The following is a 26,317-nucleotide window of genomic DNA, read 5'->3' on the forward strand; positions in this document are numbered from 1 at the left end:
GATACTAAGAAGATGATGACTGCGCAGCTTTCTTACGCCGCCGCTCACCCATAATCGACTCCCAAATTAAGCCCACGGCCCCCAGGGTAATGCCGATATCCGCCACGTTAAAGGCGGGGTAGTACCAGCCCGCCGCATGGAAGGAGAGAAAATCCACCACATAGCCATGAATCAAGCGGTCGTATAGGTTACCCAGCGCCCCACCGATAATCAGCGGCAAGGCGATAGCGAGCAGCTTCTCATCCGCACGTACCCGAGATAACCAAACGGTGAGGCCAATGCTGGCACCAATGGCAATCGCAGCAAAAAACCAGCGCTGCCAGCCGGGGTGCTCGGCTAAAAAGCTAAACGCCGCGCCGGTGTTGTGCAGCAGCGTGAGGTTGAAAAACGGCAACACCTCAACCGGCTGTGCATAACTTAAATAGTGGCTGGCCAAGTATTTTGTGGCGAGATCTAGCACGATGACGGCGACGGCCAGCCATAACCAGCGCAGTGGCCGCCGCATGGGCGGCCACTGAGGTGCTTTATGAGCAGGAGAAGAGTTAGGCATAGTAACGAATCTCACCGCTGCCTTCGGGTAAATTGCTCACACAGCGGCCGCACAGGTCGGGGTGCTCGGCAACGCTGCCCACGTCCACCCGGTGGTGCCAGCAGCGCTCGCACTTGGCATGCTCACTGGCGCTCACCGCAACCTTCAAGCCTTCAAGCTCGGTGCTTTCGGCATTGGCGGCATCCGCCAGCGGCGCTAGGTGCACTTCGCTAGTGAGCATCACGAAGCGCAGCTCGTCACCGAGCTTCGCCAGCGTCGCGTGCAGTTCATCATTGACGAACAGCGTCACTTCCGCCGCCAAGCTACCCTTGATTACTTTGGCGTTACGGGCGTCTTCCAGGCATTTGTTCACCGAGTGCTTCACTTCCAGCACCTGCTCCCAGAACGCGCGGCCCATATCAGCGCCCTCTTCCAGCGTGGAAAGCCCGGTGTAGTAGGTCTCCAGCAGCACGCTATCGCCCCGCTCGCCGGGGATATGTTCAAAGATCTCCTCGGCAGTGAACGACAGAATTGGAGCCACCCAGCGGCTCAGCGCTTCCACCACATGATAAAGCGCGGTTTGCGCGCTGCGGCGGGCCAGCGAGTCGGTTTGGGTGGTGTACTGACGATCCTTGATCACGTCCAGGTAGAAACCGCCCAATTCCCGGGCGCAGAAGCCGTGTACCTGCTGGTACACATCCAGGAAACGGTACTCCTCGTAGGCGGTTTCGATGCGGCCTTGAAGCTGTGCGGCGCGATCCACGACCCACTGGTCCAATGCCAGCATATCGCCAAACGCCACTTGGTCCCGCTTGGGATCAAAGCCGTTCAGGTTGGAAAGCAGGAAGCGCGCGGTGTTGCGGATACGACGGTACACATCCGCAGTGCGCTTGAGGATTTCATCCGAGACGGCCATTTCACCGGAGTAGTCGGTAGACGCTACCCACAGGCGCAGAATATCGGCACCCAGCTTATCCATCACGCTTTGCGGTGCGACCACGTTACCGATGGACTTGGACATCTTGCGGCCCTGGGCATCCACCGTGAAGCCGTGGGTCAGCAGTTGGCGATACGGGGCATGGCCATCAATCGCCGCGCCGGTGAGCAGCGATGAGTGGAACCAGCCGCGGTGCTGATCAGAACCTTCCAGGTACAAGTCAGCTCGCGGGCCGCTTTCATGGCCGTGGGGGTGCGAGCCACGCAGCACGTGGCGGTGGGTGGTGCCCGAGTCGAACCACACGTCCAGCGTGTCGGTGACTTTATCGTAGTCAGCGGCTTCCGCGCCAAGCAGCTCGGAAGGTTCGAGCTTGAACCACGCTTCGATGCCCTCTTGCTCCACGCGCTTGGCGGCTTCTTCCATCAGCGACACGGTGTTGGGGTGCAGCTCACCGGTTTGCTTATGCAGGAAGAACGGAATCGGCACGCCCCAGTTACGCTGGCGGGAGATGCACCAGTCCGGGCGGTTGGCAATCATGCTGTGCAGGCGCGCTTGCCCCCAGGCAGGGGTGAATTCCGTCGCTTCGATACCGGCCAGCGCCCGCTCGCGCAGGGTTTTGCCATCTTTACCCTGAATATCCATACCGACGAACCACTGGGCCGTTGCGCGGTAGATCACCGGCGTTTTGTGGCGCCAGCAGTGCATGTAGCTGTGCTTAATAGGCGTATGTGCCATCAGCGCGTTGACGTCACGCAGCTTCTCGATGATGTTCGGGTTGGCTTTCCAGATCATCTGGCCGCCGAAGAACGGCAGGTCATCCACGTAAACGCCGTTGCCCTGCACCGGGTTCAGCATGTCGTCAAAGCTCATGCCGTGCTCGCGGCAGGTAACAAAGTCATCCATACCGTAAGACGGAGCAGAGTGAACGATACCGGTACTGCCCACCTCAGACTCCACGTAATCCGCCAGATAAACCGGCGAGAGGCGGTCGTAGAACGGGTGGCGGAAATTGATCAGGTCAAGGTTTTTACCTTGGGTCGTCGCGACCACCTCACCTTGTAAACCAAAGCGCTCTAAGCAGCTCTCGACCAGCTCTTCGGCCAACAGCAGTAGGCGCTCGCCGGTATCCACCAGCGCGTAGGTAAAGTCCGGGTGAACGTTCAGCGCCTGGTTGGCAGGAATGGTCCACGGCGTGGTGGTCCAGATCACCACGGCGGCGGGCTTTGATAGCTCGCTTAAGCCAAACGCTGCCGCCAGCTTGTCGGCGTCTTCCACGGGGAAGGCAACGTCGATGGCATCGGATTTTTTATCGGCGTACTCGACTTCCGCCTCGGCCAGCGCCGAGCCACAGTCGAAACACCAGTTCACCGGCTTCAGGCCTTTAAAGACGTAGCCCGCATCGACCATATCCGCCAGCGCGCGGATCTCGCCCGCTTCGTTGGCGTAATCCATGGAGCGATATGGATGATCCCAGTCACCGATGATACCCAGGCGCACAAAGTCCACCAGTTGGGTTTCGATTTGGGCACCGGCGTACTCACGGCACAGCTCACGGGCTTTATCCGCCGGAAGGTGCTTGCCGTGGGTGGTCTCGACCTTGTGCTCAATGGGCAGGCCGTGGCAATCCCAACCCGGCACGTAGGGCGCATCAAAGCCCGCCAGGTTTTTGGACTTAACGATAATATCTTTGAGAATTTTATTAACGGCGTGACCGATATGGATACTGCCGTTGGCGTAGGGAGGGCCATCGTGCAGTACAAACAGCGGCGCACCCGCACGGGCTTCGCGCAGGCGCTGGTACAGGTTCATATCCTGCCACTGGGAAACACGCCCTGGCTCCTGCTTCGGCAGCATGCCGCGCATGGGAAAGTCGGTTTCTGGCAGGTTTAGCGTGTGCTTATAGTCCATAGTCCGGTCAGCCGTCGTTAGTATCGGCGGCGTCATCCGCCGAAGTGAAATCAGAAGAAGCGGTCTCACGCCCAAGCGGGGCCGAGGCCAGCGGAAGAGAGGTCGTTAGATCAGCGTCGGCGGTCGCAAAGTAGCGGCGTGCCTTGGCCTGGTCCTGGTGAATCTGTGCTTTTAGCGCGTCAAAATCGTCAAACTTCACTTCTCCCCGCAGCCGTGTGCAGGGGTAAACCGTCAGCCGCTGGCCATACAGATCGCCAGAAAACTCCAGCAGGTGCACTTCCAGCGTAGGGCGTTTAGACCCCACCGTAGGCCGAAACCCGACGTTCGCTACGGCGGGGTGGCGCTCGCCATTCGCCAATTCGGCCACCACCGCAAACACCCCCCGTAGCGTCAGCGGCTGGGGCAATAGCGGTAGGTTCGCGGTCGGTACACCAATGGTGCGCCCCAACTGCTGGTCGCGCACCACGCGGCCATGCAGCGAATAAGGCCTGCCCAACAGGCGGGCGGCCACTTCAAAGTTACCGCTGGCCAGCAGCGTACGCACTCGGGTGCTTGATACCCGCTCGTCATCGACTTTGAAGGTGCGAGTATGCTCTACGCCAAAGCCATGAGTGCGCCCCACGGCTTCTAACAAACTGAAGTCGCCACGGCGATCACAGCCAAAGCGGAAGTCGTCGCCCACCACTAGATGCTTAACGCCCAGCCCATCAATCAACACCTGATCGATAAACTCGCGCCCGGTGAGGCTGCGCAAGGCATCGTTGAACGGCAGGCAAAGCACTTGCTCGGCACCGTGGTCGCGCAGCAGGCGCACTTTTTCCCGCAGGCGCGTTAAGCGCGGCGGCGCCTGGTCACCGGCAAAAAACTCGCGGGGCTGAGGCTCAAACACCACCACGGTCAGCGGTACGTTCAGGCGCGCAGCGTGCTCGCGGCACTGCTGTAGAATCGCCTGATGGCCGCGATGCACGCCATCGAAATTACCAATGGTCGCCACGCAGCCACGATGGGACGCTGTCAGATTGTGCAGACCTCGAATGACGTGCATGGCACCTCTTTTTTAAAAGCTTGTTTTAAAAGCGTTTTCCGTTTTAAGGCCGCTAGCCGTTTTCAAAGCGTTTGATTATAACGAACGCGCTGCTCTGGTGCAGAAGAAGATAATAGCGCTCACGCGCCTGCCCCTTGCCTAGCCGTTCATTTTAAAGTGGCGAAGCCGCAGGCCAAGCGCCGTTAACCAGATAAAGTAGAGCCCGCCCCCGAGCGCTACTAGCCCGGCCACCCAGCGGACGCGCTGCCATAGCCCAAACTCTAACCACACCTGCCAATCAGGTGAGACTAACATAAGCGCCACGCTCATCAGCACGCTGCCGCCGACTAACTGCACCGCGTAACGCCCCCAACCCGGCTGAAATACCAGCACCTGCTGTCGATAAAGCAGATACCCCAGCAGCCCCGCGTTTAAAAATGCAGATAGCGCAGTGGCCAACGCCAAGCCCGCATGGGCCAGCGGCCAAATCAGCAGTAGGTTGAATACCATGTTCGCGACCATGGCGATAATGCCTACCTTCACCGGTGTTTTGGTGTCCTGGCGGGCGAAGAAACCAGGCGCTAGCACCTTAATCAGCATAAAGGCCACCAGTCCAAAGGCGTAGGCACGCAGGCTCATGGCCGCCATCTGAATATCGTTATCGGTCATCGCCCCATAGTGGAACAGGGTAATCAAAAACGGTTCAGCCAGTATCGCCAGCGCTAGGGCTGCGGGCACGCCCAACAGCAGCACCACACGAATCGCCCAATCCAACATGGCGGAAAAGTGCTCGGTGGACTGCTCCGCATGACGTTTGGAAAGCGCAGGCAGAATAATGGTGCCAATCGCCACGCCAAACACACCAAGCGGCAGCTCTACCAAACGGTCAGAGTAGTAAAGCCATGAGACGCTGCCCGCGGCCAACAGCGATGCCAGCACCGTATCCAGCAGCAGGTTGATCTGGGATACCGAGACCCCAAACAAAGCCGGCACCATCAGCTTCAAAATGCGCTTCACGCCATCGTGGGCGAAGTTAGGCCACGGCGTCGGCAGCAGCCCCAAACGCAGCAAAAACGGCACCTGAAAGGCAAGCTGGGCCGCCCCAGCGATCAGCACGCCCCAGGCCAGCGCCATGGCAGGCTCTTCCATTAGCGGCATTAACAACAGCGCCGCGCCGATCAGCGACAAGTTCAGCAGCACCGGGGTAAATGCGGGCACTGCAAAGCGGTTCCAAGTGTTTAGCACACTGCCGGAGAAGGCGGTTAACGAGATCAGCAGCAGGTAGGGAAAGGTGAGCCGCAGCATATCGGCGGTCAGCGTCAGCTTTTCCGGGTCGCGGCCAAAACCAGGGGCAAACAGCCATACCAGCCAGGGTGCGCCCAGCATCGCCAACGCGGTGATTAACGCCAGCAGCGCGGTTAAGCTCCCCGCCACCGCATTCAGCAGTTCACGGATCTCCTGCTTGGTGCGCTGGGTGGAGTACTCAGAGAGCACCGGCACAAATGCCTGGTTAAACGCCCCTTCTGCAAATAAACGGCGCAGAAAATTGGGAATTTTAAACGCCACAAAGAAGGCGTCTGAGCCGTTGCCCGCGCCCAGAAACGTTGCCACGACCACATCGCGCACCAACCCCATCACCCGGGAGAGCATGGTCATCGCGCTGACCACCAACCCCGAACGCATGAGCCCGCGGCGTGGCGGCGGCATATTGGCATGCTGTGGTGTATCGGCGCTCATCAGGTTATTCCCTACAGGCTAAATAGAGATACACATATCGCCCGGTAGGCGACGCTCAGGCACAAAAAAACCGGCCGCAGCCGGTTTTTTTATGGCGCCTGCCGGCTTACGCCGCCAGAGCCTTAATGCGCTTGTTCAAGCGGCTTTTCAGACGTGCAGCTTTCTTCTTAGAAAGAACGTCTTTATCAGCAATACGGTCAACGACCGGCTGCATTGCCTTGAACTCTTCCATCGCTTTGCCATGGTCGCCAGTGTTGATCGCTTTGATCACACGCTTGATATAGGTGCGGACCATGCTGCGCTGGCTGGCTTTCAGGACGCGACGAGTCTCGGCCTGGCGGGCGCGCTTGCGTGCTTGCTTGCTGTTCGCCACAGGTATCTCCTTGGAGAATAAGGGCTGCCTAAAAACGGCAACGAATTTACTATGTGTTTGTCGGCTGGCATTGCCAAGTCACGACATTTCCTTAACAACCAATTGATTCAGCAGCGTTTCTAACTCTGCCAAATAGTGTAACGAGCAGTCTTATGGCTGCCCGCTCACGGGTCTTGTCTGAGAGGATGGCGTAGTCTATCACGCGTAGAGAGGGCTTACTAGCCGCTGTCAATCCTTTTCAAGCTCGCCGCTAAGGCAATGCCTGCCCAGTGGGCGCCAAAATCTTGCGCAAAAAGCGCCGAGTGCGCTCATCCTGCGGGTTCGTGAACAGCTGCTCGGGAGGCGCCTGCTCGACAATCTGGCCTTCATCCATAAACACCACTCGGTCGGCAACGTCTCTAGCAAACTGCATCTCGTGGGTGACCACAATCATGGTTTGCTGCTCGGCAGCCAACTGTTTCATGAGGCCAAGCACTTCTTCCACCCACTGAGGGTCAAGTGACGAGGTCGGCTCATCAAACAAAATGACATCGGCATTCGCCGCCATGGCACGACCAATGCCTACCCGCTGCTGCTGGCCGCCGGAAAGCGATGCGGGGTAGGCATCCGCTTTATCCGCCAAGCCAATGCGCTCCAGAATCTCCCTTGCTCGGGCATGAGCCTGCGCCTTGGGCAGCTTATCCACCACAATCATGCCTTCGCTAATGTTCTCAAGCGCCGTTTTGTTGGCGAACAGGCCGTAGTTCTGAAACACGAAGGCAGTGCGGCGGCGCAGCGCCAAAATATCCGCCCGGCTGGCTTTACGCGCATCGACACGCAAATCACCGACGGTGATACACCCTGCCTCTGGGCGCTCTAGAAAATTGATACAGCGCAGCAAGGTGGACTTACCGGTGCCCGATGGGCCGATAATGACGATGATTTCGCCCTGCTCAAGGTGTAAATCGACATTGGTAAAGACCGGCTGCTGACCAAACTGCTTACTGACGGATTCAAGCGTGATCATCGCTGGTACGCCTTATTCAGATACGTTTCTAAGCGGCGCTGGCCCCAAGAGAGCGCCTCCACCACCACCCAGTAGATAATCGCCACCAGCAAGAAAGCTTCTAAGTATAAAAAGCTGCCCGATGCCTCTTTTTGGGTCGCGCCCATCAACTCCGTCACGCCCAGCGTGAAAGCCAGCGAGGTCGCCTTGATCATATCGATGAAGTAGTTCATCAGCGTGGGCGTGGCTACGCGGGTGGCCTGGGGCAGGATAATCCGCCGCATCAGCTGCGACTGGGTCATACCAATCGAGAGCGCCGCTTCGGTTTGGCTACGGTCGATACCGACAATTGCCGCACGAATGGATTCCGCCATATACGCCGAAAAGTGCAGCGTCAGGCCCAGTACCGCCGCGGTGACGCCATTGATGGAAATCAGCGCATCAATCAATTGCGGCAGACCGTAGTAAAACAGAAACAGCTGCACCAGCAGCGGCGTACCGCGAAAAAACGAGATAAACAGTAGCGCCGCGCCGTTCAAGACGGGGATTTTCGATACCCGCACGACCGCTAACAAGCAGGCAATGATCAGCGCAAACACCATGGCGATGCTCGCCATCTGCAGCGTCAGCGGTAAATAACTGAGCAGGACCGGCAACAGGCCCCACATATACTCCACGTTTAGCATCGTCGTATCGCTTATAAGCAAAACGGCCGTGGCAATGCCACGGCCGCCATCATCAGAGGTTAGCCGTACTTATGGCTGCGTGATTTCAGTATCGAACCACTTCTGAGATATTTCACCCAAGGTGCCGTTGTCGCGCAGTTCCTCAAGCGCGGCGTCGACACGGTCGCGCAGCGCTCGTCCCTCTTCATCGTCACGGAACGGTAGCGCGTTTTCGATAGTGGTAAACGGCTGCCCCGCCAACGCCAGCGGCAAACCGCGCTCGCTGATCACTTGGCTAGCGCTCACCCGGTCCATCACGAACGCATCGACACGGCCCAGCGCCACATCCTGCTCGACGTTGGATTCGTAAGTGCGGATATCGATCTCGTCGGCATTCGGCTGCTCACGCAGCAGCTGCTCGTAGTTAGACCCTAAGTTCACTGCCACGCTTTTGCCGGACAAATCCTCAACGCCGTTGATGGTGTCGTTACCTTCACGCACGACCACTTGGGCACCGTCGTACACATAAGGCGCGGTAAAGGCATATTTGGCTTTGCGCTCATCGGTAATAGTGATTTGGTTGGCAATGGTATCAATGCGGCCAGATTCCAACATACCTGCCAAGCCCGAGAAGCTCGCGGTCACGAACTCAATCTCGTCGCCGGTGATCTCCCCTACCGCATTCATCACATCGACTTCGAAGCCTTTCAGCTCATCCTGCTCGACATAAGTAAACGGGAAGTAGCCACCGGACATGCCCACCCGCAGTGTGTCGGCCTGGGCAGCCACGGAGACTACCCCTGCCACGCCTAAGGCGAGAGCAGCGGCGATCTTCTTCAAACGGTTCAAATTTGCCATACGGATTTCCTCATTGGGTCATACAACCCACAGCTTATACGGATGGCGCTGGCTTTGACTCCGTCATCACCAGCGCAATGCCGACAAGATACCAGCAAAAAAGAAATAATAAACCGCCTGCTTATTATTTTTTGGAACTAGCCCAGCGTCGTTTCTATACCATCATTTAGCGGTCAAGCCCCGGGACCTGATCCAACTGTGCATAGGCGTGACGCAACCACACTTTCATCCTCTGGCGTTCGGCGATGTTCATCATGCGCCGGTCGTTGGCCACCGCCCAGAAACTGCTGTCATTGAAATCGATTTTTTGGGTGAGCTTGGCATGCAAACGAGGCAGCTCTATGAGAGTAGTCCCTTGCACACGGGCCTGCTGATACGCCTCTGACTGCGTAAAGCGCTCAAAGCTTTCGCCACGCCCAAGGTTCTGAACGACCACGACATCCACCGGCTGCGACGCGTAACGGGTTAGCACCTGAGACAGTAGCGTCACAGAGTCAGCACCATCATCCATCACGTGCCACCACACGACCTGCATGCCCAGCTCCTCGAGCAGCCCAAACACATCGGTTTCCTCAATCCAGCGATTGATGGGCTGGGCGGACTGTGCGGCCAAGTCGATAATCAAATCCCGGTCTGGCGCCTCTTCTACGGCCGATAGCATGCCATCAAGGCTATCGTCATCGCCCACCACTACCGAAGAGGCGTACTCCTGATAAAATCGTGAAAACGTGCCGTGGGAAGCGTCGCAATCAAAGCCTAAAAATGGCCGCTCGTGATCGATGTAGTACTGCGCCAACACCCGCGCCGTCATCGACTTGCCGACACCGCCCTTCTCGCCGCCAATAAAGTGAACCTTGCCCATCCTTGTCTCTCCGCCGTCGGGCCCGATGCCCTGTTGGAATTTAGCAGGAAAAAGCGTAGAGCGGTGCCAGCGGTAGCGTTGCAAAGCCAGCGGATCTGCTAAAGAAAACTCAAAGGCGCACACAACTACGCTTTTCATGCAATTAACAGAAAAGACTTATGGCAGACTCTCAGTATTAGGATGGCTTTTATGCCTTTGCAACAACGCTTCAGGAATAGGGCACCTCAACCACATGGTCACACTGTTTGTAACAGGCGGCGCAGGATTCATCGGCAGTGCGGTGATACGCTACCTAATAGAGCACACCGATTGGCACGTGATCAACATCGATAAGCTGACCTACGCTGCCAATCTAGACGCGCTGGGGAGTGCTCGTGAGAACGAGCGCTGTCATCTAGCACAGGTAGATATCTGTGACCCACTCGCCCTCCAAACGCTGTTTGCAAAGTATCAACCGAACGCGGTGATGCATCTTGCTGCTGAAAGCCATGTGGATCGCTCCATCAGCGGGCCTGCTGATTTTATTGCCAGCAATATCGTGGGCACCTACACGCTTTTAGAAGCTAGCCGTCATTACTGGCAGGCATTAGTGGACAGTGAACGAACAGCATTCCGTTTTCATCACGTTTCCACCGACGAAGTGTATGGGGATTTGTTGCCTGAAGCTCCAGCATTTACTGAAACAACGCCTTATGCTCCAAGTTCGCCATATTCGGCCAGCAAGGCAAGCTCTGACCATCTAGTACGGGCTTGGCACCGTACCTACGACCTACCTGTTGTGGTCACCAACTGTTCCAATAACTACGGCCCCTGGCAGCATCAGGAAAAGCTCATTCCCCTCATGATCAGTCAGGCGTTGGCTGGAAAGCCGTTACCTGTCTATGGAAACGGCCAGCAGCGAAGAGACTGGCTGTACGTAGAGGATCACGCACGCGCGCTTCACTGCGTGCTGACTTCTGGCCGTGTAGGTGAAACCTACAACATTGGAGGAAGTAACGAGCATGCCAATATTGATGTCGTCAATGAGATCTGCAGGCTGCTGGACGAGTTAGCCCCACGCAACTCGGGCTCTTACACAGAACAGATCGCTTTCGTTACCGACCGGCCAGGGCATGATCTGCGCTATGCGATTGATCACCAGAAAATCACTCATGAGCTCGGATGGCGTCCACAAGAAAGCTTTAGCAGCGGGTTACGTAAAACCGTGGAGTGGGCGCTGAACCAACATAAGCCGCTTCAACGAGACGTCAATTAAAGTATCAATCGTCGCATAATTAATATAAGCAAAGGATAACCATGAAAGGCATCATTTTGGCAGGTGGGAGCGGTTCAAGGTTATACCCCATTACCATGGGAGTCTCCAAACAGCTACTGCCCATTTACGACAAGCCGATGATTTACTACCCGCTTTCAGTGCTTATGCTAGCGGGTATTCAAGATATATTGATCATTACCACCCCTGACGATCAGGCAAGTTTTCAGCGGTTGCTAGGGGACGGCAGCCGCTTTGGTATCCATCTCAGCTATGCCATACAGCCGAAACCGGAAGGGTTAGCCCAGGCGTTTTTGATTGGCGAACGCTTTATCGGCAACGACAGCGTTTGCCTAGTGTTAGGTGATAATATTTTTTACGGCCATGGCTTTAGCCCTAAGCTTCGTCAAGCTTCACAGCGCATGAGTGGTGCTACCATTTTCGGTTACCAAGTAAAGGATCCAGAGCGGTTTGGTGTTGTCGAATTCGATCAAGACAGACGCGCTATTAGTATTGAGGAAAAACCACAACAACCACGATCACATTACGCGGTTACCGGTCTATATTTTTATGACAATGATGTGATTGATATCGCTCGAAATGTCACTCCGTCTGTACGAGGTGAATTAGAGATTACCAGCATCAACCAAGCCTATTTAGCCCGGGGTGACTTACATGTGGAGTTGTTAGGCCGTGGGTTTGCTTGGTTAGATACGGGTACACATGAGAGCCTGTTAGAGGCAGCGCAGTTCGTTGAGACTATAGAAAAACGCCAAGGCTATAAAATCGCATGCCTAGAAGAAATTGCATTTAACCAAGGGTGGATGAGTCGGGAGGAATTACTTAACCGCAGCTTTGCCTTTGAAAAAAATGGGTATGGCTCATATATTAAAAACTTAGCGAGAGAATCATGAGCGATAAGCCAATCTATGTGACTGAACCCTTTTTACCGCCTTTAGAAGAGTTCATACCTTATCTAGAAGACATCTGGTCGAGTAAGCAACTGACGAACAACGGCCCCATGCATGAGAAGTTAGAACAAGCACTTTGTGAATATTTGGATGTGCCTGAAATAGCACTTTTCAACAACGGCATGTCAGCATTAGTCACGAGCTTGCAGGCGTTAAATATTAAAGGAGAAGTAATCACCACTCCCTTTTCGTTCATTGCGACCACGCATGCTTTACTGTGGAACAACCTGACTCCCGTTTTTGTCGACATAGACCCATCCTCTTTCAACATTGATCCAAGCAAAATAGAGAGTGCAATCACATCTAAAACAGAAGCCATTTTAGCAGTGCACTGCTACGGCGTACCGTGCAATACCACTGCCATTCAAAAAATTGCTGACAAACATGGTTTAAAAGTTATCTATGATGCAGCACACGCATTTGGTGTAAAAGACTCAGCAGGCAGCGTATTAAAGCAAGGAGATCTAAGCGCCATCAGCTTTCATGCCACCAAAATATTTAATACTTTTGAGGGAGGCGCCATTATATGCAAAGACAAAAAAACAAAATTAAAAATAAACCAATTAAAAAACTTTGGCATCACGAATGAAAACACAATTAGCCATGCTGGGCAAAACGGAAAAATGAGTGAAATATGCGCAGCGTTCGGACTACTCCAGCTGACAAAAATAGATCATATCTTGAACAGCAGAAGAGAAGTCTACCAGACTTATGTAGAGCATCTCAAAGACATCGTCGGAATTAAATTACCTAGCAACAAGACAAATAACTCATACTTTCCAATCATAGTTGAGAAGCAGTGCAAAATAACTAGAGATGAGTTACATGAAAAATTAAAAGAAAAAAACATTTTTACTAGAAAATACTTTAGCCCACTAATATCGGACTGCGAGCCTTACACCCACATTCAATCCGAAACACCCCATGCAAGGTCAGCAAGTGCACGCGTGCTATGCTTACCTATTTACCCTAACTTAGCACGCGGGGATGTTGTAAAAATTTGCCACCATATTAAAGAATTACTATGACAACCACATCAAAGAAACAAGATCCTTTTTTTATTTTAGGGAACCCACGATCAGGCACCTCCCTACTGAGACTAATGCTAAACAGTCATCCGGAAATAGTCGTACCACCTGAGTGCGGCTTTTTGTTATGGTTGAGCGACAAGTACGCATATCAATCGAGCTATGATGAACACACTTATTCCAATTTCGTAGACGATCTTTTCAAAACGAAAAAAATTGAAACATGGAGCATTCAGAAAGAAAAATTACTTGGAAAAATAAAAGCTGCGAAACCCAAAGACTATACCAGCATGACATCCATCGTATACAGCCACTATGCTATGGAAAATGAAAAAAAACCACGACTTCATGGGGACAAAAATAATTATTATATTAACGAGATCGATAAAATTGAAAAACTCTTCCCTCAAGCAAAACTCATATATATAGTTCGAGACGGGAGAGATGTAGCAGCCTCTTACCTAAAAATTAAAAACAGCCAGATAAGCTCTCAGTATAAACCGACACTACCTCAATCCATTGAAAATATCGCAAGCGATTGGTCCAAAAGCACGCTTAAAGCCCAAACGATGCAAAAGCAACCTAACACATGTGTCATACTCTACGAACACCTTGTACGAGATCCAGAACGCACTTTATCGACAGTTTGCACCCATTTAAACGTAGACTATTCAGATAACATGCTGCAGTTTTATAACAACAATGACGAACCCGTCGACTTCCTACAATGGAAAGCAAAAACGAAACATCCGGTGGATACGAGCAGTCTTGGAAGTTATAAAAAAGAGCTAAGCCAAAAGCAAATTCTATCGTTTGAACAACATGCACACGAGGCGCTGAAAGCGTTTAACTACCTTTAAAGGAAGCAGGGCTTGTACAAGCCCTGCCTTAATCATAAATAAATCAAAAACTGATTACCTATAATCTCTTTTCTTAGTGAAAACTTCTCACAAAATTCATCAACCGCTTTTATAACCCCACCATCCCACCAACCACCAGGCTGATAATCATCACCACTAATAACACCGCCTTTTTTAACCTTATCTAAAGATGCATTAAGGTCTTTGAGCACAAATTCATATAAATGATTACCATCTATATAGACCCAGTCTAGAGACTCGTTTTCAAATAACTCTAATGCTGAAGCTGAATCCATGCGGTGAATCACCACGATCTCTGCCGCAATCTCTTCCTGAAACTTTGCCTGAACAGATTCAAACCTTTCATCTAACTCAGCTTGCCCCTCGGCCATACCACCATACCAAGATTGATCATACTGGGCGCTTGGCTCATAACGCCATGGATCAATAAGGTGCAACTGCTTTGGCCGCAATGAGTTTAACAAGAACTCACTAAACTCGCCTTTATGTACACCAACCTCTACACCCACCGAGTGGTGTGGTAAGCGAGATACAAGTTGATTTCGATAATTCTCTTTCATAGGTCACACCTCTAGAAAACTGTTTATACGAGACAGATTCTGCCCCAGAGCCTCATCGCCTCTGGCTTTTCTCAAGTTAGCCCTATCTTTTTCGACCATCGAGTCCTCCTTCGATGGCAGCTCATTAACGGTGCTGCTTTTTAAAAAATCCGTGAATTCAACACATTGAATAGACATATCAGACAACCTACTCCACATAGGATTCTGCATGTGAGATTCACGATATAGAATAGTCTTTTTCAAAACGACTTTAGTACCAAAATAAACAGCTGCATTAATCGTCGCACCAGCTTGAGAGCGGTCATGCGCCGTGACTAACAGCTCTGCGCTAGCAATCAAATCAAAATAGTCTTCTTTCGACATAAAGTCAGTAAGTATCTCTAATCGATTTTTCGAGAACCCTTTTGACAGAGCATACTGCTGTAATTTTGATGCATACCCGTCAGGAGCGTTATATGAGCATGGAACAATGATTCTATAATCATTTATATCTTTCTTGGCAGATAGTGCGTCGAGAATCTCAGCATGATTATTACCAACATCACCACTATTACCGACAACGATTATTTTTTGTTTCTGAACGGGTAAGCTTTTATCAAGCTCATCAAAAGGGAATCGATAAGCAAAATCAAAGTGCTTCTTTTGACCGAATAAGCGCTCATATACCTTATAATCATCGCTTGTTACGGTTGCAATACAAGCAATCTTCTCAACCAACTTTAGCATTTCATTAGTAGGCTCTTGATAACGATATATATCGCCCCCCCAAATGACCCAAGCTACTTTTTTAATGCTACCGACTTCGTTAAGAATCGCTTTCTGCCAATCAAAGAAAAGTCCATGTATATAGACCCCTTGAACATTCTTCCCTTTACAATATCTAATTATACTTTCCAAATCTTTAGCCGCGTCAAAAAAGGTCACGTTCTTCGTGTCATATGCGACCGAGTAACCTTCAACACTTCTTGCTTTATTAACAAAAAACACATTACTGCCATGGCTCTCTGAGCCTACCGCTTCACAAGCCTCAATCAATGATTGAGTGTGCATATTATTAAAGCATATGTGCACAAAGCAATTCGGATGAGCTCCCGTAGTGACTTCTGAGACTAAGCTTTTATCTGACAAGACGGACGCATTTACACCCTCTATTTTTACGTATTTCTCTGCCAATGCTTTGGCCAGGCCATCAGCTGAAAAAACATTGCTCATTAAATATGCAGCTTTAACAAGCCTGTCTGGTCTCAAATTGAGTTGATATAAATCTTCAGAAACCAACACTAACGAAACACTCTCAAGCTGCTCCTCAATCTGAGAAACTGAGTGCCTCATAGCAGGATGTGGCGAATAAACAAATTCTGTCATGTTGTAACATACAAAGCCATTCGATGCAGCCCAGTCCAAAATTTGAGCAACGCTCGATTGACCCTCATGAGAAGGGTTAACAGAAGCCTTGACTTTGATTGCTAGTGTGTTTTTTAAATATTTCTCACTGTTGTTCAAAATTGCTAAAGTGTCATTGAGGTGATCTAGCACCATCAAATCGACGCCCGGCAAACCATCAACAGCATTAAGTGGCACTGTGCTGATAGGCAGCGTGGACAACACTCGAAGAGGATCTTCTTGGTCTTGCGTTTGACGCGCCTCTAAAGGTTTTAGTGTTCCTGTCAACTCTGGCTCTAAGGTTGCATAAAGCGTGGCATCTTGTCCATCTCCTAATGTGGCATGCGGATAATGGTGCCATTCGCCCAGTTGTTTGAGCTCCACTGACTGTTGCGTAAGCAGACTACCTGGATCAAATGAAATAACGGCAAAGTTGCCTGTCTTCATCCATTTTGAAAAATTTTTGTCCCTAGTAAATAGAGCACCATTATCGACAACGGTAATTGGTTCATCAAGCTTCCAATCAAAGAGCACCTCGTGTGATTCCTGCCTAACCTCTACTAACTCAACAGGCTTTGCATCATCAGCAAACCAAGCATCTCCCTCTTTATTAAAGGTCAACGCTTCTGGAGTCTTCCCTTCACAGTGACGCTGCCATATACCACGCATCGCTTTCGTAAAATTTTTAGCAAAACGAGCACCATCACATACAGGCGATTCTTTTAAAATCGTACGTAGCGCAGCACGTATCACTGCTAAATTGGGCAAGTCACTTGCAAGTTCTTTAGCCCGCTTGCGGAAGTCTTCCCAATTATCAGTTACAAGTTCGGGCAGCCCCGCATTTGCCAAATGCGTTGCGCTATGGCGCCCTGCAAAAGTAGGTCCTACGCATGTCACTACAGGCACCCCCATTGCAAGGGCTTCACACGTAGTCAAACCACCGGAGTATGGCCATGTATCTAATGCAATATCAATACTTTGATAAGTAGTTAAAAACTCTTGATGTCTTGCGGGCCCCTGTAATATCAAACGATCCCGATCTATTCCATGCTCAAAGAATCGAGACTCCATACGTTTACAGAACTCCTCCCCCTCAAACTGTATGCCACGTAATAACAGCTTGCTATTAGGAATTTCTTTGAGTAAGTCAGCCCACTCTTTGATTAGTGGCGGAGATAACTTAGCAGGGTTGTTCAAGCAACCAAATGTTATATAGCCATTCTTTAATGCAGGAAGCCCATTAACATCGGGGATATAATCAGGAATATGGTAACAAACGTAATCGTCTGGCAGGCGAATCAGCTTTTCAGTATATAACTTATCTACATTAAAAGGTGTCTCGATACCGTCACTTAGAAGATAATCGAAACAGTCAAGCCCTGTAGTATTGATCAACATCCCCACCCATTTGACGATCAATGGCGCTGGTTCTCTTGAAATCACTTGGTAGCGAGACCCCTCACCACCACCATTTAAATCGATCAGAATATCAATTCTATCTTGACGTATTTGGTTATCAAGTTCATCTTCGTTTAAACCAGCCACATCAATCCATTTATTGACGCACTTCTTAATTCTCTGAGTTAAGTTGTCAGTTGTTTGATTGGTACTATATGCAAAGAGCTCTAATTCTCTATTATCCAAATTCTGCAGTGCTGGCAAGATCATTTGTCCAACAGGGTGAATTCTAAAGCTGCCCGACAATAGTCCTATGCGCACCCGCTTATTCGAATATTTTTTTGTACTCGCCCTGTTCACCAGATCACTATTTACATACTTGTTCTGCCACTCACGAGCAGCTTTATAAATATCATCTACTGTATATGTGGGGTTATAATGTTTGGCCACCAACAGATTAGTAGCCACACTTGAATTATCCTGGAGCCTTAGCTCATCATTGAAATGCTGCTCAGCACTCTCATAAAGCCCTTCACGAAGGTCTAGACTAGCAATATGGTTGCTAACACCTAAACGGGCAGGTGCAATTCTTTTTAGCTTGACAGCTGCTTTGCGGGCCTCCGTAGGTCTTTTGGCTTGATCCATGATTCGGCTTCGCCACAAAAGTGCCTCAGGGTCATTGGGGCTTATATCGCATGCTTTATCATTGGCATCTAGTGCATGCTCAATACGCCCCAAAACATGGTAAGCACGACTTGTCCATGTCCACACCTTGACGTTACGAGGCTCATATTTGTGCAATGGCAGTAGTACTTTCAATGCTTCTTCAGCAAAACCAGCAAGCAAAAGATACTGTGCATACTTTATTGATGCTTTTGTATTTTGATGAGGCAGTAAAGAGCATGAAGTCGCCATAGCATCAGACGCTTCCCGCATTCGATTAAGGTTACCCAACGCATTCGCTTTTAACTCCCATACTTCTGGAGACTTAGGAAAAGTGTCTATCAAGCGATTTGCTATAGCAAGTGCTTGGGCATAACGTCGGTTGTCGAAATGCTCCTGAAACTCTTTCAGGTAGTGATGCATAGCTGGTTTCAGCGCACTAGAGTTAGCTGGTTTATTTGTACGTTTCGACTTTTTCCGAGACATTCTTTCCTAACCCTGCAGACATGAAGTGAGATGTCATTGTAACGCGATCTGACATACAAAAAAGGCTGGCCAATGGCCAGCCTTCGCTGCTATTTCTTGCTTTAACTGCGTAGCAATTAGCCCAGCAGAGACAGTACAGACTGCGGCGTCTGGTTCGCCTGAGCCAGCATAGAAGTACCTGCCTGTTGCAGAATCTGTGCACGCGTCAGGTTAGATACCTCTTCGGCGTAATCAGCGTCTTGGATGCGCGAACGTGCTTCTGACAGGTTAGTAACGTCAGTGGTGAGGTTCTCAAGTACTGATTCGAAACGGTTGATGGTCGCACCCAGTGTAGCGCGGTTGTCATCGATAGTTTGCAGAGCACTATCAACAGCATCGATTGCCGACTGTGCAGAATCGAAATCAGCAACGCTGAGAGCATCAATTCCCAGAGTACTTGCTGTAGCGTCCACGGTACTAATAGAAAGGTTATCAACATCAGCGGTGGTATTGGCACCCACTTGAATGTTCAAAGTACCGTCTGCGTTCAGCAAGTTAGTACCGTTAAATGTAGTCGCGTTGGCAACACGAGTAATTTCAGAAATACGCTCGTCAATTTCTAGCTGGATAGAAGAGCGGTCTTCTGCAGTGTTGGTATCGTTTGCGGCCTGAACTGCCAGCTCACGAATACGCTGAAGGTTGTCGCTGATCTGGTTCAGACCGCCTTCTTGGGTCTGTGCCAGAGAAATACCGTCATTGGTGTTACGCTGAGCTTGCTGCATGCCCGTGATTTGAGCGCTCATGCGGTTAGCGATGGCTTGACCAGCAGCGTCGTCAGCAGCGCTGTTGATACGCAGGCCAGAAGACAGACGCTCTTGCGCCTTGGCCAGCATTGCCTGGGAGTTAGACAGGTTGTTCTGACCGATCAGGGCAGTGATGTTCGTATTGATCACAGACATGGAAGTGCTCCTTGAAGATTAACTGGCCATGTGGCCTGCTTTGCGGCGGTCAACCGCCGTTATTTTAATTAACGGCGGCTCAGTCAGAATCTTTAGAGAAATATGCCTTTTTTTTGTAAAACAATGTAACGAAGTTAGTTATTACTCTGCATGGCACTCAACATACTGAACTGCTGAGCCAGATATGCCCCCGTCGAGTTCATCTGTGCGATCATGCCATCCAACTGTGCAAATTGACTGCGATAGCGCTCAATATTGCGCTCGATGCTAAGTTCAGTGCGCGCAATTCGCTCGTCGAGGTTCTCGATACGCCTCTCGGCACTATCAACGGATACTTGGATGATACCGTCGTCAGCCGTGATCGATTCAAGTGTGGTATTCAAACGTCCAGCAAAGCCGCCTTCTTCGGTCTCCCCTGCAAAGAAGGACGTTAGCCCTTCTACGTTGGTGGCAATGGCTTCATCAAGCGTTGTTTCATCGATTTGGAGACGACCACGCTCATCGATATCGATGCCAATTTGCGCAAGGCGATTCAGGTCACCGTTACCTAAGCTATCAGTAATATCGCGACGAATTCGGTTCTCTATGGTGCGCACTGTGCGGTCGCCTAGCAGCTCCCCAGCAGTTTCGCCCTCACCATTGAAAGCCGTCATCCGGTCGATGGTGGAGCGCACTTCGTTATAGGTGCTGACGAACTCTTCGATCGTTTCCTTCAACGACGCTTCGTCACGCTCTATCACCAAAGATACTGGGCTCTCTGACACGGCAGAGATATCCAGTGTTACCCCTTGGATAGCTCCTTCGATACGGTTGGTCGTCCCAGTGATGGCAATCCCATTCACTTCGAGTTCAGCATCTTGACCAGGGCGCAGCGTAGCACTGTCCATGGTGAGCTGATCCAGCCCTGAAAAACCGACTACCGAAGCCTCTTTGCCTGTTTCTTTGGAGCTCAGCGCCAGTCGATAACCAGTCCCGTCGTTAACGATAGAAGCCGTGACACCAGACTCAGCGTCGGCATTGATTTGGTCGCGCACGTCCTCAAGGGTGCTATCGGCGGCAATGTCTAGGGAGTAGCTGCTGAGAGGCGCAGCCCCCGCATCAAAGCTTCCGTTCGTATAAGTGGCACCAAAATCGATGGTTAACGTGGTAGCGGCCGTCGTCAACACCTGATCCATTGCTACGCTATTGGAGGCGACGCTTCCACCTTTGGCAAGTTGAATCACGTTGATATCGTAACGACCTGCATTGGCGGTTTCACCCGCGTTGGCGCTAACACCTTCACCTGTCACCGTACTGGTCTGCTGACGGAAGGTAGACGTATCGTTCAACGCGGTAATCGATTCTTGCAGGCGATCCATAGCCGACTGCAAACGCCCGTACGCCGAAATCTTGGTCTGTTGCGTATTCTGCTGCTGGGTCAGTGGCGTTAGCTTTTGCCGTTCAGAGGCTTGCAACTGAGTCAACAGGCCATTCAAATCCAAACCTGAACCAACGCCAAGAGAGGTAATCGTCGCCATGAGGCTCAGCTCCTTTTAAATGAAAATAGTATGACTGAATCTATTATCGGCAGCAGGGAGAGAAACTTTAGCGGAATGATGGCAGTGAAGAGACAAAAAGGCCTAGAGAGATCTCTAGGCCAGAAAAAGCGAACGAGCCAAAGTTAGCCTTGACCTGTTTGTCCTAACGTCGCGAGTTGCTGAGACAGGTAAGCGCTAGTCTGGTTCATCTGGCCTACCATGCTGTCCATAGCAGCGAACTGCGCGCGGTAGCGCTCCACAGTCTGGTCGATTCGGCTCTCTGTGGTAGCAAAGCGATCATTTAACGATGCCACACGACTCTCTGAGCTGCTCACGGCGCTTTCCAACCGACCATTGGTTCCTACAAGCTGCTCAATCGCTGATGAAATTTGTCCTGCCATGCCACCCTCGCTTGATGCTCCTGCAAAGAAATTCGCTAATTGATCGGGTTGGTTAGCGATAATGCCATCGAGTTGTTCGTCGTCGACCGCCAACGTTCCATCCAACTGCAACGAGATACCAATGTCAGACAGCATGTTGAAACTATCGCCACTGGTACGACTGCTCAATGCTTGGCGAAGTGTGGTTTCAACGGCCCGCGTAGCGCTGTCGCCATTTAGCTCGCCGGCGCTATCACTTTCTGGGTTGTAGGCCGTGAGACTCCCTATCGTATTCTTCAGAGCGTTATAATCATCGACGAATGCCGTCAATTGCTCGCGAATCGCATCACTATCCTGAGAAACGGTGACGGTGCTGCTTGCATTGGCTTCTGACAACGTCAGCGTCAGCCCCTGAATGGCACCTTCGACACGATTGGTAGCGCTCACGATATCAATGCCGTTGACGTTGAACGCGGCATCCTGGCCCGCCTGCACCACCTGGGTATCACTGGTGGTGACGCCAGCGTCCAAGATTTGCGTGAAGTTGGTGCTTTGGATACTAGCAGCAGCGCCAGTTTCTGTTGCATTCACAGATAGGCGGTAACCTTCACCATCATTAATAATAGAAGCACTTAAACGTCCCTCACTCTGAGCGTTGATCGCATCCCGCATGTCTTCTAGCGTACTGCCATCCTCAAGCGTAATGGGATCTATGCTGCCTTCTGCTAGAGAGAACGTTAGCGATTGCTGACCAGAAACCAGTGCCGTATCAGGCGCGTCCAGGCGCTCCGTCACTAAGCTGCCTGCTGTTGCTAGCTGATCGACTTGAATATCGTATTGACCTGCTTGAGCCTCATTATCGCTAACGGCAGTAACGGCGCCTCCCTCTACGCTAGTACTCAGGCTTTCAAACGCATCTTGCTCATTCAGTGCCTTGGTAGAAGCCTGGAACGAAGACAGAGCGCTTTGCAGCTGCCCATAGGCAGAAATTTGTGCTTGCTCTGATTCGATACGCTGCTGAATGGGCTCGAGTTTAGCGCGCTCTGCTTGCTGCAACTGGGTCAGCAAGCCATTGAGATCCAAACCAGAACCGATACCTAACGATGTAATAGAAGCCATAATCCAACCTTTAGTGGTGCGTTTTACTCGCTATTAGCCACTCCTAATCAAGAGGCAACACACTTCCTAGCGTAGTACGACAGTCCGTAGTGACGGTTAAAAATTAACGATGTCATATAATTCTCGGCAATAAAAAACACGAGTTAAACAGTATGACTAATTTTTAAGTATCTATATGTAAAAACAAGTAACAATACGAATCTAAAAAAAGTTTGAATATTATTGGAAGCGTTAAATATAAACATCAAAAGCTGCAATTTTTTGACAGCTCGCCATCTTTTTCTCCCTGGGTGCGACGACACGGCGCGAAAAATATAGACCTTGGTCTAACACCCAACCCTGCTTTACAATGCACCGCAGCAACTCCATTTCGCTGCGATTGCAGGAGCCACACCCCATGCCCGCTGAAGCGCTACCCTCTGCGTCGACTGCCTCTTTTCACATTCAGCGTAGCTTACGCCACTGCCTTTCTAGCATGGCAGAGCTGCTGTATGAGAGCGGCCACGTGCTCGAAACGATCACGCTGCCGCAGCGTGGGTTGTCACGCCAGGAGCTAGACGCTCTGCGCCATCAGCACCCTCGTTGGGCGCTTTGTCAGAAGACGTTGGAAGAGAGCGATGCCGCCATGCTTAACGACTACGGTCGCTTCGTTTTGACGCCACTCGGTCGAGAATTGATGTTCGATATGTTTGGGCAAGGCGCCGCTGACTGCGCCTAACCGATGTACAGAAGCACAAGACAAGTAAAGAAAACGCCCGCTGGAAGGAAGCGGGCGTTTCAGAGCACTCAAATAGCACTAAGTCGTTGAGAATACGACCTAACGCAGACCGAGCAGTGAAAGAATAAACAGGACGACAACGATCAGGCCGATGATATAGATAATGTTACGCATAACGGCACTCCTTGCTTTAGCGTTTCATGGAAATCAAAGGGTTGCTTCCCTTCAATAGGCGCTTTTAGCGTAGCAGGCTTTTTAACGATTTGCGTAATCGCCATGATTGCCTCTTTGAGGGAACCTTGCTTCATCACGGTTTTCAGAACCTTACTTTTCCCCTCTTAGGTGCTGCCATGAAAACCATTGCTCTTGCGCTGACATGCGTGCTGAGTGCTGTGACAACCACCCACGTGGTCGCCCAAATGCCCTCTCCCAATTCACTGCAAGCACTCGATCAGCAAGCTCGGGCACTCGATCGCCTACACACCGTGGTGGTCGCTCATGACGGCAACATCATTCATGAACATCACCAAGGGGGCCCAGGCGTTGCAGCACCTGCCAACGTCAAATCGCTGTCTAAAACGGTGTTAGCCGCCATCACCGGGGCGGCGATCAAGGCGGGCGTCATTGAGTCCGTTGACCAGCCGCTGGTGGCGCTACTAGATAGTGTGCCCAGCGCTGCTGCCCCACAAGTGAACGACATCACCGTAGCGCATTTACTGGCGCAACAAGCGGGATTAGAGCGTACTTCGGGCAGCAACTATGGCGCTTGGGTGGCCAGCGCCCATTGGGTAAACGATGCGCTCACTCGCCCATTCGTGGACCGCCCAGGCGGGCGCATGCTCTACTCCACCGGCACCAGCCATTTGCTCTCGGCGGCGCTCACTCAGGCCAGCGGTGAAAGCACCCTCGCGCTTGCCCAGCGCTTGTTAGGCGAACCACTCGGCATTGCGATTCCCCCATGGCCGCAAGACCCTCAAGGGATCTACTTTGGCGGTAACGATATGCAGCTTTCCCCTCGCGCGCTCATTGCGATTGGGGAGCTGTACCGCAACGACGGCGTGGCCAATGGCCAGCGCGTGCTGCCTGAAGGCTGGGTAGAAGATTCATGGACGCCCAGAGGCCAATCACCCTGGACGGGCGATGGCTACGGCTTTGGCTGGTTTATCACGACGCTCGCGGATGAACACGTCGCTTACGGAAGAGGATACGGCGGGCAGGCGCTATATGTGATTCCCGAGCGGGAGATGACGGTGGTGATTACCTCAGACCCAACCCCGCCATCGCCCGGTGGCCAGTTCCAGCAGCAGCTCAACGCACTGGTGACTGGCTTATTGGAAGAGGATTAACGACGTACGCCACTGCTCCTGTCAATCACTACTTGTTAATAACTATTTGTTAATGACTACTCTCCTTTATGCGCCAAACTCATCAAGTAGAGCGCGGCGGCCAGCGCCAGAACGGAGAGTGCCAGGTAGATCGCATCCAAGGGTGTCGCGAATCGAATATCCACGACGGCTCGGAAAAACTCGATAATCACGGCCAGAATCACCACACGGGCGATTTTGTCTTTCAACTGATCCAGCGAGGCAACGTTGAAGGGGTGTGCGGGGTAACGCACTTCAGCTTGGTCGATGCGCGAAACGAACAGCCGATACACGCCTAGCCCAAAAATCAGCAGCACAATGGCGATCAGATAGATATCCACCGCAATAATGATATCGGGCACCAAGGTGTCGTGAATGTTGCGGGTGTCATCCACCAAGTAGTAGTGCAGCACATCGCCTACCACTTTGAAGATATCCAGCGTGCCCACGATAAACAGCATCAGCGAGCCTAATAAGCTCGGCACTACCGCTAGCATGACCAAAAAACGGGAATTCCACAGCGCCGCCTCGACACGTCGCTCCCATACGGACTGTTGGTGAGGCGGTTTGGGCGGCGGCGGTGAATGGGGAGAGGGTGAGTGGCTCATCGTAGGCACATAGCTCCTTCTTGCTTTTAGACCAATCGCGAGAGTGCCTAGTAAAGCATTAGACGAGGTTCATCACTACTACCGTGAAGGTCACGCCGGTCAGCAAGAACCCTAGTGCTAGCATGAGGCCATCTCTAGCCACCAGCCCCAATCCAAACAGCGTGAGCGCAAGCCCAGCACCATTAGCGCTAAAAGGAATGAACTCCATGGGCGGCATGGCCAAGGCGACCAGCAGACAAATGAAGGCGGTGACACGGATGCCGATGTAGCCGGTCATCCAAGCCAAGCGCACACCCAACAAGCTATCTACCCACTTAGCGGGCTTTTTCATGTAGCGTAGCGCTTTATCGAACTTATGCCGGGAGAGGGAGCGGTTCAGCAACCAGCCAGGCAGCCAGAACGTTTCTCGGCCAATCAAGAGCTGCACTGACGTCAGTAGCACCAGAGCAGCCATCAGCGTTGGCATACCGGGAATATCGCCAATAATCGGCGCCAGCGTAATCAAGCCTGCCAACAGCAGCAGCGGCCCAAACGAGCGCCGCCCCACCGCATGCACCACGTCGTCCACGCTGACCTGCTCTTTTTCCCGCTCCATCTGCTCCATGGTGTGGATCAGCTCGGTTAAGTTCGTCGCATCCTGCGTGTTACTCATGGGCGTTTCGGCGCTCCTTTGCCGTGGGTATCGTGATGGAAAGAGGGTTCTTCCGGTGACTGGTTAAGCTTGCTGCGAATAAAGTCGCTATGGCTGACATGCAGCAGATCAGCCAGCCGACGAATCCGATGCTCTTCAAGAGGGTCGAGCGAGCCGTCGGCCCAAGCCAGCTGCCACATTAAATTGACCAGCTCCAAGCGCTGCTCGTAGCCGTAGTGCTGTTTGATCAGGCTGACGAACTGATAGTGATCCACCGCGTCATCGACCTCCGCCTCTGCCAGTGCCATTAACTCGCTGACATCCTGCTCGTTGAGCCGATAGCGCGCCATCAGCATGTGCTTCAGCGCCGCGCGCTCTTCATCACTGTTGTCGTAATCGGCGCGCATCACTTCACACAGCAGCGCTGCCGACGCTAGCTCTAGGGTGAGCGTTTGGTTATCACGCTGTTCAGGCGCGGAAAGCACCTGTTGGAAGAAAGAGTGAATGGCATCCAGCACGGCGGTCTCCTCATCTCAGTGGCT

The 26,317-nt window shown here is 51.7% G+C and carries 23 protein-coding genes; 6 read left to right on the forward strand and 17 right to left on the reverse strand.

The window, feature by feature from the left end:
- Window positions 1-4 precede the first annotated feature (4 nt).
- The 9 genes from lspA to NH398_RS09810 all read right to left on the reverse strand — a co-directional run bounded on the left by lspA (window position 5) and on the right by NH398_RS09810 (window position 9,878).
- Window positions 5-550: a signal peptidase II gene (gene lspA, locus NH398_RS09770; RefSeq protein WP_159343255.1), complete on the reverse strand. Its 546-nt coding sequence runs from the start codon at window positions 548-550 to the stop codon at window positions 5-7.
- Window positions 543-3,374 carry an isoleucine--tRNA ligase gene (gene ileS / locus NH398_RS09775; RefSeq protein WP_253018211.1) on the reverse strand — a complete coding sequence of 944 codons (2,832 nt, stop codon included), beginning with the start codon at window positions 3,372-3,374 and terminating at the stop codon, window positions 543-545. Before ileS ends, lspA begins: the two co-directional genes overlap by 8 nt.
- 7 nt (window positions 3,375-3,381) lie before the next feature.
- Entirely contained in the window at window positions 3,382-4,419 is a 1,038-nt protein-coding gene (gene ribF / locus NH398_RS09780) for a bifunctional riboflavin kinase/FAD synthetase (protein WP_159343256.1), read from the reverse strand.
- 138 nt (window positions 4,420-4,557) lie between these two features.
- On the reverse strand, window positions 4,558-6,135 hold the full coding sequence (gene murJ / locus NH398_RS09785) for a murein biosynthesis integral membrane protein MurJ (RefSeq protein ID WP_253018213.1): 1,578 nt from the start codon (window positions 6,133-6,135) through the stop codon (window positions 4,558-4,560).
- A gap of 106 nt (window positions 6,136-6,241) precedes the next feature.
- On the reverse strand, window positions 6,242-6,508 hold the full coding sequence (rpsT, locus tag NH398_RS09790; RefSeq protein WP_083024671.1) for a 30S ribosomal protein S20: 267 nt from the start codon (window positions 6,506-6,508) through the stop codon (window positions 6,242-6,244).
- 250 nt (window positions 6,509-6,758) lie between these two features.
- Entirely contained in the window at window positions 6,759-7,514 is a 756-nt protein-coding gene (locus NH398_RS09795) for an amino acid ABC transporter ATP-binding protein (protein ID WP_253018215.1), read from the reverse strand.
- Window positions 7,511-8,179, reverse strand: a complete 669-nt coding sequence (locus NH398_RS09800) for an amino acid ABC transporter permease (protein WP_137094889.1) — start codon at window positions 8,177-8,179, stop codon at window positions 7,511-7,513. The genes NH398_RS09795 and NH398_RS09800 overlap by 4 nt, the downstream gene beginning before the upstream one ends.
- A 69-nt stretch (window positions 8,180-8,248) precedes the next feature.
- The gene (locus NH398_RS09805; protein WP_253018217.1) at window positions 8,249-9,016 is read right to left on the reverse strand and encodes an amino acid ABC transporter substrate-binding protein; all 768 of its coding nucleotides are present in this window, start codon (window positions 9,014-9,016) and stop codon (window positions 8,249-8,251) included.
- 166 nt (window positions 9,017-9,182) lie between these two features.
- Window positions 9,183-9,878 carry a mobilization protein gene (locus NH398_RS09810; RefSeq protein WP_253018219.1) on the reverse strand — a complete coding sequence of 232 codons (696 nt, stop codon included), beginning with the start codon at window positions 9,876-9,878 and terminating at the stop codon, window positions 9,183-9,185.
- A 232-nt stretch (window positions 9,879-10,110) separates the two neighbouring features.
- Between NH398_RS09810 and rfbB the strand changes: the two genes are divergently transcribed.
- Genes rfbB through NH398_RS09830 form a run of 4 tightly spaced genes read left to right on the forward strand, consistent with a single transcriptional unit; the run spans window position 10,111 to window position 13,989 of the window.
- Entirely contained in the window at window positions 10,111-11,133 is a 1,023-nt protein-coding gene (gene rfbB, locus NH398_RS09815; RefSeq protein ID WP_253018221.1) for a dTDP-glucose 4,6-dehydratase, read from the forward strand.
- A gap of 41 nt (window positions 11,134-11,174) precedes the next feature.
- Complete coding sequence (rfbA, locus tag NH398_RS09820) at window positions 11,175-12,044, forward strand: glucose-1-phosphate thymidylyltransferase RfbA (RefSeq protein WP_253018223.1); 870 nt, start codon at window positions 11,175-11,177, stop codon at window positions 12,042-12,044.
- A complete protein-coding gene (locus NH398_RS09825; RefSeq protein ID WP_253018225.1) occupies window positions 12,041-13,129 on the forward strand; it encodes a DegT/DnrJ/EryC1/StrS family aminotransferase in 1,089 nt (362 codons plus the stop codon). The genes rfbA and NH398_RS09825 overlap by 4 nt, the downstream gene beginning before the upstream one ends.
- Window positions 13,126-13,989 carry a sulfotransferase gene (locus NH398_RS09830; RefSeq protein WP_253018227.1) on the forward strand — a complete coding sequence of 288 codons (864 nt, stop codon included), beginning with the start codon at window positions 13,126-13,128 and terminating at the stop codon, window positions 13,987-13,989. Before NH398_RS09825 ends, NH398_RS09830 begins: the two co-directional genes overlap by 4 nt.
- A 32-nt stretch (window positions 13,990-14,021) precedes the next feature.
- Here the strand turns inward: NH398_RS09830 and NH398_RS09835 are convergent, their stop codons facing one another.
- The 5 genes from NH398_RS09835 to fliD (NH398_RS09855) form a co-directional block, all read right to left on the reverse strand.
- Window positions 14,022-14,570, reverse strand: coding sequence for a class I SAM-dependent methyltransferase (locus NH398_RS09835; protein ID WP_253018228.1), 549 nt, complete (start codon window positions 14,568-14,570; stop codon window positions 14,022-14,024).
- 3 nt (window positions 14,571-14,573) lie between these two features.
- Entirely contained in the window at window positions 14,574-18,500 is a 3,927-nt protein-coding gene (locus NH398_RS09840; protein ID WP_253018240.1) for a TDP-N-acetylfucosamine:lipid II N-acetylfucosaminyltransferase, read from the reverse strand.
- A gap of 116 nt (window positions 18,501-18,616) precedes the next feature.
- Window positions 18,617-19,438 carry a flagellin gene (locus tag NH398_RS09845; RefSeq protein ID WP_139525741.1) on the reverse strand — a complete coding sequence of 274 codons (822 nt, stop codon included), beginning with the start codon at window positions 19,436-19,438 and terminating at the stop codon, window positions 18,617-18,619.
- A gap of 134 nt (window positions 19,439-19,572) precedes the next feature.
- The gene (gene fliD, locus NH398_RS09850) at window positions 19,573-20,955 is read right to left on the reverse strand and encodes a flagellar filament capping protein FliD (RefSeq protein ID WP_253018242.1); all 1,383 of its coding nucleotides are present in this window, start codon (window positions 20,953-20,955) and stop codon (window positions 19,573-19,575) included.
- A 143-nt stretch (window positions 20,956-21,098) separates the two neighbouring features.
- Window positions 21,099-22,454, reverse strand: a complete 1,356-nt coding sequence (gene fliD / locus NH398_RS09855) for a flagellar filament capping protein FliD (RefSeq protein ID WP_253018244.1) — start codon at window positions 22,452-22,454, stop codon at window positions 21,099-21,101.
- A gap of 397 nt (window positions 22,455-22,851) precedes the next feature.
- Between fliD (NH398_RS09855) and NH398_RS09860 the strand changes: the two genes are divergently transcribed.
- Both NH398_RS09860 and NH398_RS09865 read left to right on the forward strand, forming a co-directional pair.
- Window positions 22,852-23,172 carry a hypothetical protein gene (locus NH398_RS09860; protein ID WP_253018256.1) on the forward strand — a complete coding sequence of 107 codons (321 nt, stop codon included), beginning with the start codon at window positions 22,852-22,854 and terminating at the stop codon, window positions 23,170-23,172.
- A 350-nt stretch (window positions 23,173-23,522) separates the two neighbouring features.
- The gene (locus NH398_RS09865) at window positions 23,523-24,518 is read left to right on the forward strand and encodes a serine hydrolase (protein ID WP_253018258.1); all 996 of its coding nucleotides are present in this window, start codon (window positions 23,523-23,525) and stop codon (window positions 24,516-24,518) included.
- A gap of 56 nt (window positions 24,519-24,574) precedes the next feature.
- Here the strand turns inward: NH398_RS09865 and NH398_RS09870 are convergent, their stop codons facing one another.
- The 3 genes from NH398_RS09870 to NH398_RS09880 are packed head-to-tail and all read right to left on the reverse strand — an operon-like array spanning window position 24,575 to window position 26,293.
- On the reverse strand, window positions 24,575-25,144 hold the full coding sequence (locus tag NH398_RS09870; RefSeq protein WP_159343269.1) for a YqhA family protein: 570 nt from the start codon (window positions 25,142-25,144) through the stop codon (window positions 24,575-24,577).
- 58 nt (window positions 25,145-25,202) lie between these two features.
- A complete protein-coding gene (locus NH398_RS09875) occupies window positions 25,203-25,796 on the reverse strand; it encodes an exopolysaccharide biosynthesis protein (protein ID WP_253018260.1) in 594 nt (197 codons plus the stop codon).
- Window positions 25,793-26,293 (reverse strand): TerB family tellurite resistance protein, encoded by a 501-nt coding sequence (locus NH398_RS09880; RefSeq protein WP_253018272.1) that lies wholly within the window; start codon window positions 26,291-26,293, stop codon window positions 25,793-25,795. The genes NH398_RS09875 and NH398_RS09880 overlap by 4 nt, the downstream gene beginning before the upstream one ends.
- Between the last annotated feature and the right edge of the window lie 24 nt (window positions 26,294-26,317).

The organism is Halomonas sp. CnH100-B (assembly GCF_024124605.1).
Classification (GTDB): Bacteria; Pseudomonadota; Gammaproteobacteria; order Pseudomonadales; family Halomonadaceae; genus Vreelandella.